The 13,099-nt window shown below is 74.3% G+C and carries 9 protein-coding genes; 2 read left to right on the top strand and 7 right to left on the bottom strand.

Going from position 1 to position 13,099, the window contains the following annotated elements; genetic code table 11:
• Window positions 1-476: 476 nt before the first annotated feature.
• The 3 genes from BS72_RS30615 to BS72_RS30610 are packed head-to-tail and all read right to left on the bottom strand — an operon-like array spanning window position 477 to window position 4,365.
• Window positions 477-2,375 (bottom strand): alpha-L-fucosidase, encoded by a 1,899-nt coding sequence (locus BS72_RS30615; RefSeq protein ID WP_407639067.1) that lies wholly within the window; start codon window positions 2,373-2,375, stop codon window positions 477-479.
• Entirely contained in the window at window positions 2,375-2,803 is a 429-nt protein-coding gene (locus BS72_RS34930) for an RICIN domain-containing protein (RefSeq protein ID WP_051951859.1), read from the bottom strand. Before BS72_RS34930 ends, BS72_RS30615 begins: the two co-directional genes overlap by 1 nt.
• Window positions 2,770-4,365 carry a beta-N-acetylhexosaminidase gene (locus BS72_RS30610; RefSeq protein WP_051951858.1) on the bottom strand — a complete coding sequence of 532 codons (1,596 nt, stop codon included), beginning with the start codon at window positions 4,363-4,365 and terminating at the stop codon, window positions 2,770-2,772. The genes BS72_RS34930 and BS72_RS30610 overlap by 34 nt, the downstream gene beginning before the upstream one ends.
• A 164-nt stretch (window positions 4,366-4,529) precedes the next feature.
• On the opposite strand from BS72_RS30610, the gene BS72_RS30605 reads away from it, so the two are divergent.
• The gene (locus BS72_RS30605) at window positions 4,530-5,420 is read left to right on the top strand and encodes a MurR/RpiR family transcriptional regulator (RefSeq protein WP_051951857.1); all 891 of its coding nucleotides are present in this window, start codon (window positions 4,530-4,532) and stop codon (window positions 5,418-5,420) included.
• 77 nt (window positions 5,421-5,497) lie between these two features.
• Here the strand turns inward: BS72_RS30605 and BS72_RS30600 are convergent, their stop codons facing one another.
• From BS72_RS30600 to BS72_RS30585, 4 genes are all read right to left on the bottom strand, one after another.
• Window positions 5,498-7,081 carry an MFS transporter gene (locus tag BS72_RS30600; protein WP_078901763.1) on the bottom strand — a complete coding sequence of 528 codons (1,584 nt, stop codon included), beginning with the start codon at window positions 7,079-7,081 and terminating at the stop codon, window positions 5,498-5,500.
• Between the two features lie 216 nt (window positions 7,082-7,297).
• A complete protein-coding gene (locus tag BS72_RS39370; RefSeq protein ID WP_051951856.1) occupies window positions 7,298-10,066 on the bottom strand; it encodes a ricin-type beta-trefoil lectin domain protein in 2,769 nt (922 codons plus the stop codon).
• A 333-nt stretch (window positions 10,067-10,399) separates the two neighbouring features.
• On the bottom strand, window positions 10,400-11,437 hold the full coding sequence (locus BS72_RS30590; protein WP_037915128.1) for an aminoglycoside phosphotransferase family protein: 1,038 nt from the start codon (window positions 11,435-11,437) through the stop codon (window positions 10,400-10,402).
• 92 nt (window positions 11,438-11,529) lie between these two features.
• On the bottom strand, window positions 11,530-12,564 hold the full coding sequence (locus BS72_RS30585) for a YihY/virulence factor BrkB family protein (RefSeq protein ID WP_051951855.1): 1,035 nt from the start codon (window positions 12,562-12,564) through the stop codon (window positions 11,530-11,532).
• Window positions 12,565-12,940: 376 nt separating this feature from the next.
• On the opposite strand from BS72_RS30585, the gene BS72_RS36885 reads away from it, so the two are divergent.
• Window positions 12,941-13,090 carry a hypothetical protein gene (locus BS72_RS36885; RefSeq protein WP_157856365.1) on the top strand — a complete coding sequence of 50 codons (150 nt, stop codon included), beginning with the start codon at window positions 12,941-12,943 and terminating at the stop codon, window positions 13,088-13,090.
• Window positions 13,091-13,099 lie beyond the last annotated feature (9 nt).

Raw genomic sequence — 13,099 nt, 5'->3', positions numbered from 1 at the left:
GGCCCACCGCGCAGCGGCCGGGCCGATCGCCCATGCCCCTCCCCCGACCCCGACCGCAAACGCAACCCCGACCCCGACCCCGACCCCGACCCCGACCCCGACCCCGACCCCGACCCCGACGACGTCAGCGTGCTCCGGCGTCATGTCCCCTCCCGGCCCGCCGGGACCCTCCCGGCCTCGCGCTGGAACATGCCCCGCGCCACGCGGGGCGCTCACACTCCGCGGCCCGGCGTGCGGAAGCGCGGGAGAGGCGGTGCGGCGGCCCGCCGCGCCCGGCCAAGGGGCGTGCGGCGGGGCCGCCGCTCCCCGTGCCCGCCGGCCGCCGCACACGCCCGGCCGGGCGGCAAAACGCGCCCGGGCGTGTGCGTGAGGCGCCCCGGCCGGCCCGGCCGTCGGAAGCCCGCGGGCCGGGCTCGGGGACGCCGGGAGGGGAGGGCCGCGCCCGCCGGCGCGGCCCCTCCCCTCCCGCGCCTCGCTCAGCCGGCGGTCGGCGCCGTCCGGTACAGGCCCAGCGTGGCCAGTCGGAACGGGCCGCGGGAGCGGGTGACGGCCACCCGCAGCCGGCTGGCGCCGACCGGCGGGGCCACCTGGAGGACGCGCGCGTAGCCGATGGTGCTGCCCTCGGCGACGGTGGTCCAGGCGGTGCCGTCGAACACCGAGACGGTGAACGCCTGCACGTGCTGGCCGGTGCGGATGTCCTCCCCGAGCCGCACCTGGTCGAAGACGGTGCCGGAGGCGAGTTCCAGCTCCACCGTGCCGGTGGTGGCGCCGCGCGACGGGGACCAGGAGGTCTCCAGCCGCCCGTCGGTGAGGGTGCGGGCCAGCGCCGCGGGCCTGGCCCGGACCAGCAGGTCGTGCCCGTAGGTCGCCTCGACGGCGCTGCCGAAGGCGGTCAGCGCGGCGACGTCGGCGTCGTCCACGCGGCCCGCCTTGTCCGGCGGGACGTTGAGCAGCATCACCGCGTTGCGGCCGACCGTGTCGCGGTAGATCTGGGTCAACTGCGCCGCGGTCTTGGGCTGTTCGTCGGCATGCCAGAACCAGCCGGGGCGGATGGAGACATCCGCCTCGGCGGGGAACCACTGGAGGAAGCGGACGCCGGGCGCGGTGAGTGCCGCGTCCGAGCCGATGTCGTCGACCTGGGCGCCGTTGGGCAGCAGGCCCTCGCCGTGGGCGGTGGCGGGGTCGGCGGTGGCGGGGGTGACGCTCCACTCGGTGGTGCGGGCGGCCCCGTCCTCGTTGCCGACCCAGCGGGTGCCCTGCGGTCCGGCGAAGGTGACGGTGTCCGGGGAGAGCGCGTGGATCAGCTTGAACCAGGTGGTGAAGTCGTACGTCTCGGTGACGCCGCTGGACGTCCACGGGTTGGCGCCGTCCAGCCACAGCTCGTCGATCGGGCCGTACTGGGTGAACAGCTCGTAGAGCTGGTTGAGGTAGTAGGCGTTGTAGTCGTCGCAGGAGACCGTGAACTTCGGCAGCCGGCCGGCGGCCAGTGCCTGCGCGCGGTCGTCGCCCTCGACCAGGGTGGGGATGGTGCGGGTGGTGACGGCGCTGCCGCTGCCGTAGCGGCCCATGCCGGCCGGAGTGCGGTCGCGGTCGTCGTAGGTCGACTGCTCCTCGATGCTGAGGGAGTGGCCGGCGTCGTGCTTGGCGACGATCTGCTGGACGAACGTCTGGTGCCAGGCGTGCGGGAGTTCGGAGCCGTCGGCGGGCGAGAGGTACACCCCGACCCGCAGGCCGGCCCGGCGGGCGGCGCTCAGGTAGCTGCCGAGGATGTCGCCGTGCGGGTTGGTGTCGCCGGCCTGGCGGATGCGCCAGTAGGCCGACGGGTCGGTGCCGCGGGCGGCCTCGGCCCGGGCGCGGGCACGGGTGGCCTCGGCGTCGGGGGTGCCGCCGCGGTACCACCAGGGGCTGGCTATGACGGAGTGGTTGGAGTAGCGGGTGGGGTAGACCACGAAGCCGTCGTGGTGCTTGGCGGTGAGCATCACCTGCTTCATGCCCGCCGCCTTGTAGGCGCGCATCCACTGGTCGACGTCCGCGTCCGCCGGGTCGAACCACGCCTCGTCCTCGCAGCCGGAGCCCCACTCGCGGTCGGTGAAGGTGTTCATCCCGAAGTGGGTGAAGCCGGTCACCTCCCGCTGCTGCCAGGCCACCTGGGGTGCCCGCGGGACGATGGCGGCGGCCTTGGCGAGGATCTGCTCCGCCGTGTCACCGGCCTCGACCGGCATGACGGAGGCGGGCCGGATCGGGCCGGAGCCGGCGGGCGATACGGCGTCCGCGCCGCCGGCGGGCGCGGCCTGGGCGGCCGTGGCGGCGCTCAGCCCGCTGCCGGCCGCCACGGCGGCGGCGGTCCCGGTGCGCAACAGGTTCCGGCGGCTGATCACTTCTTGCCTCCAATGGTGGTGAAGCGCCACACGTAGCCGCGCGCGGCGTCGCGGGGCTGCTGGACGACGGGGCCTCCGGCGGCCGGCGCCTGGAGCGCCTGCTGGGTGATGGCGTCGACGATCCGGTAGCCGCCGGGGACCGGCTCCAGCTGCCACTTCTGGCTCTCGGTGGGGGCGCAGGTCTCGGCCGTGGCGCCGGCGCCCTCCTGCTCGACGACGCCCATGCCGTTGGTGGTGCCGTGCTTGACGTCGGCGCACAGCCCGGTGGCGGTGTCGGTGAGGGTGTAGTAGCCGTCGCTGGTCGGCGCCAGGCTCCAGCTGCCGGCGGTGGAGCCGGTGGCCAGCGCGGTGCCCGGGGTGGCGGCGGAGCCGAGGGCGCGGCCGGCGTCGGTCAGCTTGTAGGTGCCGGCGGCCAGCGGCTGCACCCAGTCGGGGCCGTAGCCGGGGCGTGGCCGAGGGCGCTCGCGATGGCGGTGAAGCCGGCGTAGTCGGCGGTGGGCCGGGGGCTGCCCCACACCTCCTGGGCGAAGACGCGCAGGGAGTCGAACATCTGGGTCTGGGTGGTGTTCTCGTTCTCCTTGCCGTAGTTGTCCGGCCAGACCATGTACTCGGCGCCGGTGACGCGGCCGTCGGGGTCGGTGACGGTCTGGTCGGCGAAGTCGAGCTGGTTCCAGTCGGACTCGTACAGGCTCTTGGCCGGGGGCTGGTAGCCGCCGCGCACGTAGTACCAGGAGTCGCTGGCGTTCATCACCTGGTAGCCGGAGTCCAGGAGCTGCTGGGTGGTCTCCTGCTCGGGCAGCCAGTGCTCGATGACGATGTCCTTGTTGAGCGGCACGGTGTTGGCGCCGGTCAGGCCGTCGTTCCAGATCCGCAGGGTGCGGCCCTTGGAGCGGACGTAGTCGTCGACGCGGTTGACGAAGTCGACGTAGGCGTCCTGCGCGGTGGCGTTCGGCCCGAACTTCGCCTGTGCGTAGGCGAGCAGCTGGGGGAAGTTGGAGTAGGCCGAGTTGACCATGTACTCGTCGGCGCCCATGTGGAAGTAGGGGCCGGGGAAGAGCTTGAGGTCGGCGTCGACCAGGTGGGTGTAGAAGGTGAACGCGTCGGGGTTGGTGACGTCCAGCCGCGTCGGGTCCTTCGTGCCGTTCTTGTCGGTGAGCTGGAGGTCGGGGTAGTCGGCGATGTACGGGTCCGTGTGGCCGGGCGAGTTGATCTCCGGGATCACCGTGACGTGGTACTTCGCCGCCAGCGCCACGAGGGACCTGGCCTCGGCCGGGGTGTAGTACGAGAAGGTGTTGACGCCCGGGTACTCGGTGCTCTTCACCTTCAGCTCGACGTGCAGGGTGTTGAGCTTGAGGTACGCCATGTCCTTGATGAGGCGGTCGAACCAGGCGTCGGTGTTGTACGTGTAGCAGGCGCAGACGCCGACGGCCCGCTCCTTGGCGCTGGGCACGTCCGTGGTGCTGCCGGCCGGCAGGGTGGTTCCGGCGGTGAGCATCTGCAGGAGGGTGCGGGTGCCGTAGAAGACGCCGTCGTCGGTGCGGCCGGTGATCAGTGCCTGCGAGCCGATGCTGAGGGTGTACCCCTCCGCGCCGAGGGCGGTCTTCCCGGCGTCGGCGCGCAGCACGATGTCGCCGGGCCGGGCGGGGCCGTTGACGACGGGCACGTGCCAGCCGCGGGCCTGCAGCAGGTCCCCGGCGAGGGTGGCCGCGGTGGCGCGGTCGGCGGCGTCGGTGGCGATCCGCGTGGTCGGGCCGAGGCGCAGCGAACCGCGCGCGGGCGTCCAGGCGTCGAGCGCGGGGATCGCGGCGGGCGCGGCGGCGGCCGTGGTGGCTGCGGCGGTGCCCGTCGTGGCGGCCACGGCGGCGGCGCCGGTACCGGCGAGGACGGCGGACGTCAGCACGAGGCAGGCCGCTCCGGCGGCCAGCGATCTCGGCAGGGTGCGGGCGCGCGGCGTGGTGGTGCGGCCGGCGGCGTCAGGGGATGTCATGGCGGGGCTCCCAGTCGAAGAAAAATTATTCTCCACTGGCGGAGGACTCTGGACGCTGCTTCCGGTTGCCGTCAAGAGGTCAGACAGCGTTCAGGCAAGGGAATTGACACAGCATCACCATGAAATGAAGAATAATTGTTCACGCCTCCCGGGAGGTTCGCCCCATGCGTCCAGGTTTCGAGCTCGCCGACGACGGCGTCGTCGAGCGCATCCGCGCCCTCCTGCCGGGGCTGCCCGAGGCACAGCGGGCCGCCGCCGCGCTGATCCTGGACGACCCGGCGGCCGCGGCCCGGATGACCATCCTCGACTTCGCCGACGCCTGCGGCGTCTCCACGGGCAGCGTCACCCGCTTCTGCCGCTCCCTCGGGCTGCCCGGCTACGCGTCGCTGCGGATCGCGCTGGCCTCCGACACCGGACGCTCCGGGCGTGAGACGTGGCAGGCCAACATCGGCCGGCAGATCTCCGAGGACGACGAGCTCGCCCAGGTCGCCGACGCGATCTCGGCCGCCGTGCGGCACACCGTCGGCGACACCCTGGCCCGGCTGGACCTGCCGGCCGTCGAACGGGCCGCGTCCGCGATCGCCGGAGCCCGCCGGGTGGAGATCTGCGGCACCGGCGGCAGCGCGGGGATGGGCGCGGAGTTCCAGCACCGGGTCTTCCGGATCGGCGTTCCCGTGTGGTCCTGGAGCGACACCCAGGTGGCCCTCACCGGCGCCGCGCTGCTCGGCCCGCTGGACGTCATGGTCGCCATCTCGCACAGCGGCAGCACCCGCGAGGTGGTGGACCTGGCCGGTGAGGCCGCCGGGCGCGGGGCCACCACCGTCGGCCTCACCAACGACCCGCGCTCGCCGCTGGCCCGCCGCGTCGACCTGCTGCTCACCACGGCGGTGCCCACCGACGCGCCCGGGCACGCCAGCATCCTCAGCCGGCACGCCCAGATGGCCGTGCTCGACCTGCTCTACGTCGCGGTGGCCCAGCGCACCTACGACCAGACGACGGAGGCGATGGCGGCCACCACCGAGGCGGTGCGGTCGTACAAGCAGCCCCCGCCGTAGGGGTCTCCCAGAGGCGGCGGACGCCCTCCTTCGCCGGCGGCCCGTCAGACCGCCTCCGTCCCGCGGCGGCCGGCGCCCTACTCGTCGTGGTGTCCGCCGCGGCCGCGGATGCGCAGCCACACGTCACGCGCCTGCCGACCGGCCGCCGTGCGGCTGCGGGCCACCAGCCGGTGGGCCTGTCCGGGCGTCTCGACCATCGCCCGGGACCCTCTCAGCGGCAGTCCGGCCGTCTCCCACAGGAAGAAGGTGGAGACGAGCCCGACCACGCCGGCCACCATCAGGTAGTACGCCGGGACCATCTTGTCGCCGGTGGCCGCCACCAGCGCCGAGGTGACGAGCGGGGTGGTGCCGCCGAACAGCGACACGGAGATGTTGAACGCGATGGACAGCGCGCCGTAGCGGATGCGGGTCGGGAACAGCGCCGGCAGCGTCGCCGCCGACGTACCCGCGTAGGTGACGAGGAGCAGGCCGAGGATGGCGCAGCCGACCGCGGGCAGCGCGATGCCGCCCTGCTGGATCAGCAGGAACGCCGGAACGGACAGGGCCACCAGCGCGACGCTGCCGACCATGAACACCGGTCTGCGGCCCCACCGGTCCGAGCTGTGGCCCACCAGGGTGATGGTGAGGACCACGAGCAGCATCGTGCCCAGCACCAGCAGCTGCGCGGTGGTGTCGTCCTGGTGCAGGGTGGACGTCATGTAGGTGGGCAGGTAGGAGGTCACCATGTAGTTGGTGACGTTGTAGAGCAGGACCAGGCCCATGCAGATGAGCATGGCCTGCCAGTGGTGGGCGAAGATGTCGCGCAGCCGCCCGTGGCCGGACTGCCGGGCCTCCTCCACGGGCGCGCCCTCCGCCTCCTTCTCGGAGGCGGCCTGCGCGGCCTCGGCCTCCTCCTTGAAGGCGGGTGTGTCCTCCAGCTTCAGCCGCATGTACAGGCCGATCACGCCCAGCGGGCCGGCGACCAGGAACGGGATGCGCCAGCCCCAGTCCTCCAGCCGGCCGCTGCCGAGGGTCGCGGTGAGGACGGTGACCAGGCCGGAGCCGAACGAGTACCCGACGAACGTGCCGAAGTCGAGCCAGCTGCCGAGGAAGCCACGCCGCCGGTCGGGCGCGAACTCCGCGATGTACGTGGTGGCGCCGGCGTACTCGCCGCCGGTGGAGAACCCCTGGACCAGGCGGCACACCAGCAGCAGGACCGGCGCCGCGAACCCGGCGGTGTGGTAGCTGGGCAGTACGCCGACCGCGAGGGTGCCGGCCGCCATCATGATCATCGTGATGGCCAGCACCTTCTGCCGCCCGATCCGGTCGCCGAGCGGCCCGAACACGAACCCGCCGAGCGGCCGCACCAGGAACGCGGCGGCGAAGGTGGCGAACGTCGACACGACCTGGGTGCCCGAGGAGCCGGACGGGAAGAAGACCTTCCCGAGGGTGCCGGCCAGGTAGGCGTAGACGCCGAAGTCGAACCACTCCATGGTGTTGCCGAGCGCGGCGGCGCCGACGGCGATGCGCACCTTCGGCAGGTCCGCGACCGCCACGTCCTGCGGCGACAGCGCGCTCTTCTGACGCCGCAGCAGGGTGCGGTAGAGCCGGTCGACTCGTTCGCCGGACTCCCGGCGGGGCCTGGGTGTCCGGCGGGGGCGCCGCCCCTTGTCCGCGTCCATGCCCCAGCCCTCTTCCTCTGCCCGGTCCGACCTGCCGCTCTCCTTCCTATCGGCCCGCGCCGCCCGGACGGGCCAGGCACAACCGTCGTTCACCCCAGGAGAGGAGCCGCCGGCCGCCCGGGGCGCCCGCCGGACCCGGCCGGCGCTCCCCGGACCTCCCACCGCGACCCGCGCGAGAGGGGGCCGCGGGGGCGCGGCGGGTTGACGGAACCCGGGTCAGGCGCGGGCCCACTTCTGGTTGCCGGCGTCGTGGCAGGTCCAGATCTCCAGCGGGGCGCTGTCGGCGGTGCCGCCGCCGGTGACGTCCAGGCAGGTGCCGGAGCCGACGTTCACGACGGTGCCGTCGGAGCGGACCCGCCACGCCTGCGTGGCGGCTCCGGTGCAGGCGCGGATCTCCACAGCGGTCCCGTCGGCGGTGGCGCCGCCGACCGTGCCCAGGCACTTGGTGCCGTAGACGGTCAGCTGGTTGCCGGCGGTGGAGGTCCACACCTGGTTGCCGCCGCCGTTGCAGTCCCACAGCGCGGGCCGGGTGCCGTCGTCCTGGCTGAGGGCCGGGACGTCGACGCAGCGCCCGGAGTCCTGCCCGCGCAGCGGCCCGCTGGTGTCACCGCGGTCCCACAGCTGGTTGGGTCCGCCGTTGCACCCCCACAGCTCCAGGGCCGTGCCGGGGGCGGTGGCCTGGCCGGTGGCGTCCAGGCAGCTGCCGGAGGCGGCGTTGACGACGCTGCCGTCGGCCTTCACCGTCCACTTCTGCGCGGTGCTCCCGTCGCAGGCGTGGATCTGTACGGCCGTGCCGTCGGCGGTGCCGCCGCCGGCCGGGGCCAGGCAGGTGCTGTCGCTGTAGACGGTGAGCTGGCCGGCCGGGGTGGCTGTCCAGTGCTGGTTGGCCGCGCCGTCGCAGTCCCACAGCGCGACGGGGGTGCCGTCGCCGTGCCCGGCGGCGGTGACGTCGGCGCACAGGCCGGACTGGCGGCCCTTGAGGACGCCGCCGATGTCACCGGGCGGGTTGGCGGTGACGGACAGGTTGTCGAACTGGTCGGTCTGGTAGCCGGCGGTGCCGAAGCCGATCTGGCCGGTGTGGTAGGCGCTGTCGGTGGCGGTGCCGAGGGTGGCGCCGTCCAGGGTGGCGGTGATCCGGTCTCCGGAGAAGCCGAGCCCGAGGGTGTGCCAGGTGTTCAGGCCGAGCGCGGCGTGGCTGCCGGAGGCGAGGGTGGTCAGGGTGCCCGAGGTGGAGCCGCGGACGATGGACCAGGAGCCGGTGTCGGCGATCCGCAGCTCGTACCCGGCCTGGTGGCTCTGCGGCCGCGCTTGGGTGTTCGCACGGCCCAGGAGGTCGACGGTGCCGGCCTGCTGGAGGTCGACGTCGGTCTTCACCGTGTAGTCCGACCAGGTGGGGTCGCCGCCGAGGGTGAAGGCGTCGGAGTCGTCCTGCCACTCGATCGGCTTGACCGGTGTCACCTGCTGCACGCACTGCCCGGAGCGGCCCGCGGCGCACGGCCGGACCTCGAACGAGCCCTGCATGTCGGACAGGTAGCGGGCCTCGGTGCCGGTGGCGTCGGCGTCGTAGCCGTCGGAGTAGGGCAGCGCGAGCGCGTGGTCGGCGGGCGCCGCGGCGGTGCCCTTGCCCTGGCCGGTCGTGGTGGTGACGGTGTAGACGTAGCCCGGCTGGAGCGTCAGCGTGTAGGTGCCGCCGGAGGGGGTGAGGTCCTGGGTGTGCGCGAGGTCGGTCGCGGCGCTGGGGTTGTCGACGTCGGTGGCCCACACGTGGACGGTGCCGGCGGACAGGCCGCCCTGCACGTGGAGGGTCGCCGTCTGCGCGGCGGTGGCGGTGGTCGTCTCCAGGACGGTGGACCAGTCGGTTCCGTTCGGCGACTTCAGGCTGACGTAGGAGCCGTTGGACTCGGCGCCGCCGAGGTAGCCGGAGGCGGAGTCGACGAACGTCCAGCCCGGCTGGGCGAACTGGGTGAACTGCGCGGTGGCCCAGGTGTCCTCGCCGACGCTGTAGTGGCCGGACCAGGGCGAGCCGGCGGTCGCCAACCCGACGGTCGCGTACGGCAGGTTGGGGTAGATCGCCGCCACCAGGGGCCAGTTGAGGTAGGCGGTCATCCTCGCGTCCACGTAGCCGCGGACGATGGAGCGGACCAGGGCGGGCGCGCCGGAGTCCATGTCCTGCGAGCCGTTCTCCGAGGCCCACAGCGGCTTGCCGTTGTTCTTGGCGGTGTCGGTGCTGGAGCAGGTGTCGGCGCTGCCGCCGTCGCCGCCCTCGCACGGGTAGTGGGCGCCGATGACGGAGACGGCGTCGTCGAAGGCGGGGTCGGCGGCCATGTCGTCGGCGACGCTCCAGCCGCTGTCGTCGGCGACGATCCGCACGGACCCGTATCCGGCGGCGTCGAGCGCGGAGCGCAGCTGGACGTACCAGCCGGCGTCGTGGCCGCGCTCGTTCCAGCCGCCGAGGTAGCTGATGTCCAGGCCGTGCTGCTTGGCGCAACCGAGCCAGGAGATCAGGTAGTCGATGGTGTCGGTGGACCAGAAGCCGCCGCTGATCCAGCCGGGCGCGGCCCAGGCCAGCCCGTAGAGCTTGATCGCGGGGTTGCGCGCGCGGGCCTGTTCGGCGAGCTGGAACTCGTAGCCGGCGTCGCAGTTGATCTGGCCCTTGGTGTGCTCGATCGACGGCTCGGACCCGTCGGTGGAGTTGGCGTCACCGCCGATCTCCAGCTTGAGCAGTTGCAGGTCGGCGCCGTAGCCGGGCTTGAAGAGGTAGTCCAGGATCTGCGAGCGCTGCGCGGCCGGATAGTCGCTGAGCAGACGGGAGTTGCCGCCTCCGCCGCTGATCGCGCCGATGCCGTCGAAGGTCCGCCCGCCCTTCGTCCCGTCCAGCGTGATCGCGGTGGGCCCGGCCGCTCGGGCGACGGTGGGCACGGCGGCCAGCAGCGCGGCGAGGAGGGCGAGGACGCAGAGCACGGCGGAGCGCCATTGACGGGCCATGGGGGGCAACCCTTCGTCAGGGGGCGGGTGTTCGCGCGCACCGGCTGTCGGAGGCCGCTTCCGGAGGAGAGGGCGCGGCGGAGGTGGCGGGTCCGTCGGGCCGCACGCGCGCGGCGTCCCGCGACGATGCGCTGGACATCGTTGTCAGGACGCGGGCGGCGACGCACGGCGGACGGGCACGCATGGGGCTCCTGGCCTGGCCGGAAACAGTGGGGGCAGCCGACGGCGGTGGAGAACGCTCTCGCGACGCTAGCCACGCGGGCACACCGCGTCAATGGTCCGCGCACGGACCGCCTACCGCGTCCCGGAACGCCTGGATGGACCTCCGCGCCGCTACCGCCCCCGCGCGGGCAGCGGCCGTGTCCGTGGCCAGACCGCCGGCAGGCGTTCACGCAGGGCGGCTGCGAGCTGCCCGAAGGCGCGCAACGCCGCCGCGTCCTCCGCCATGGCGCTGACGACGCCCAGCCGGTGGACGAGCCGCTGCCTGGCGGTGGCGGTGCCCCACCTCCAGTCGCCGTCCACGACCCGGGCGAAGTGGTCCGCCCGGCCGCGCAGCGCCCGCTCGACCAGGGCGTCGCCGCGCAGCAGCCAGCCCGCGCAGGCGTCGGCGAGACCGCCTCCGGCCTCGGTTCCGGTGGCCTCGCGCCAGGCGGTCCGGTACGCGGCCTCCGCCGCGTCGAGCAGCGGCCGGGGCGGACGGGTGGCGCACCAGCAGGTCGGGAAGCCGACCCGCAGGTAGGCCAGTTCGACGATGCCGTCGCCGAGCGCGGCCTGCTCGAAGTCGATGAACCTGACCCCCTCCGCCGTGTGCAGGTCGTTGCCCGGGCAGGGGTCCCCGTGCAGCAGGGAGCGGCCGCCGCCTCGGCCCAGGCGGTCCACGAGGTCGTCCAACTCGCCTCGCACGCCGCCTGGTTCCTCTACGCCGAGGGCGTGCGCGAGCCTCAGGAAGGCGTCGGCGTCGGCCCCGGTCGGGCCGGACCAGGCCGGCAGGACGGGTGCGGCGTCGCTGTCAGGGCCGACGGCCACCGCGTGCAGCCGGGCCAGGGCGGTGGCGTACCCGACCACCCAGTCCTCGCCCGGCCGCCGGTGTTCGACGTGTTCCAGGACCAGCAGGCGCCGCTCCGGGTCGACGCCCAGCAGCTTCGGAACCAGGGGGGGTTCGGCCCGCCCGGCCAGGCTCAGCCCAGCGGTCTCGCGGGCGTAGCGCTCGTCCGCCTCGGGCGCGTCCACCAGCTGCTTGACGACGACGCGCGTACCGGACACCTCCGCCTGCCAGACGTGCGAGCGCGGGCTGCTGTCCAGCAGCCGGACCCGCCGGGGCGTTCCCACCTCGGCCAGCAGCCGCTCCCCGAACGGGGGTTCCGATCGCATGGCGCCATCCTCGCACCCGTCAGCACGGTGCCGGGCACGCTTCCGGCGGCGGGACGGGACCCCGCCGGGTGCTCGGCGAGGCCACCCGCGGCTCAGCGGCGCCGGAGGCCGCCCGCTCCGGGCGCGGCCCCGCGGCCGGCCCGGCCCGCGGGGGCGGCCGGGGTCGGCGCGTCGGCATCCGGGAGCGGGGCCGACGGCGCGGGGCCGGCGGACGGCTTCTCGCGCGCCGTGCGGGTGGCGCGGCCGCGGGCGTGCTCGGCGTTGAAGTGGGCGCCGATCATCAGCGACAGGTTCGAGAACCACAGCCACACCAGGAACACGGCGGTCCCGGCCAGCGGACCGTAGAGCCGGTTGTACGTGCCCATCCGCCCGGTGTAGGCGGCGAAGGCGGCCGAGCCGGCCAGCCACAGGCCGACGGCGAGCGCCCCGCCGGGCGCCATCGCGCGCAGCGACCGGGTGCCGCGCGGACCGCTGCGGAAGAGGACGAGGACGAGCGCGGCGGCCACCGCGAGCAGCAGTGGCCAGCGCAGCACGTGCCAGGCCGCGAGGACGGGGCCGTTCATGTGCAGCAGCGAGCCGAGGTGGTGCGCGAGGGCGCCGCTGACCACGAGGGTCACCGCGCCCGCGACGAGCAGCACCAGCAGCGTGGCGGAGGTGAGCACGACCCGCGGGGCCGCGCGCAGGGCCGACGGCCGGGCCTCCGTGCCGTACATGGCGTGCAGGGCGCGGCGGAAGACGGCGGCGTAGCTGGACGCCGACCACATCGCGCCCAGTCCCCCGCCGACGGCCAGGGAGAGGGTCGCCGAGTGGTCGCGGGCCATGTCCTGGAGCGCGGAGGCCACCACCGTCCGGGACTCGGCCGGCATCAGCGCGGTGAGCCCGTCGGCGAGGCTGGCCTCGGAGGGACCGCCGGCCATGCTCAGCAGGGAGATGGTCATCAGCATCGCCGGGAAGATGGCGAGCACGGCGTAGTAGGTGAGGGCGGCGGCCCGTTCGGTGACGTCCTTGTCCCAGGACGCGGCCAGCGCGCGGCCGAAGGTGCGGCCGAAGCGCCACAGGGACGCGGCGTGCCGGACCCCGGCAGGGCGCCGCCGCGCCTCTTCCGCCGTGTCCTGACTGGTCGCCACCGTGCCCCTTCCGACGGCCTGTGCCCGGTACCGGGTGCCTGCCCCGGCCCGCGCACTCCATTCCACCCGTTCCACGTCAGCAGTGTGCCCGCGACACGGCACCCTCCCGGGGACGGCGCGGGTGCGTGTCGGCGGTCACGGGCGCGGGCGGGGGCGCGGAGACGGCGGCGCTCGGACGCGCCGGCTGCGCTCGGGCCCGTGGAGCGCGGGTCCACGGCACTCGGGCCGGCCGTGCCGTGGGCGCCGGCCCGGCCGTCGGGTCGGTCCCGGCATCCCGGTTCGGGCCCCGCAGCGGGCCGGTCCGGGGGTGGGCGGACCTCCACCTGGAGGTACCTGTCGCACTGGAGGCGGATCCGCTGCGGGAGGTGTCCGGCCCTTGACGGCAGCCGGCCGGATCCACCGTCTTCGCGGGTTGGGGAGCGACGCCTTCCACGACTGGGGAGGGGCGCACATCGGCCTCCACGCGTTCGTGCTCATCGACCGCTCCGCCGGACGGATCACACTCCTCGTCGCGGCAGACGACTGACCCGAACGG

It is taken from the genome of Actinacidiphila yeochonensis CN732 (assembly GCF_000745345.1).
GTDB classification, from domain to species: Bacteria; Actinomycetota; Actinomycetes; order Streptomycetales; family Streptomycetaceae; genus Actinacidiphila; species Actinacidiphila yeochonensis.
Note: the sequence above shows the minus strand (reverse complement) of the source record. Positions and strands in the feature narration are given on the sequence as shown.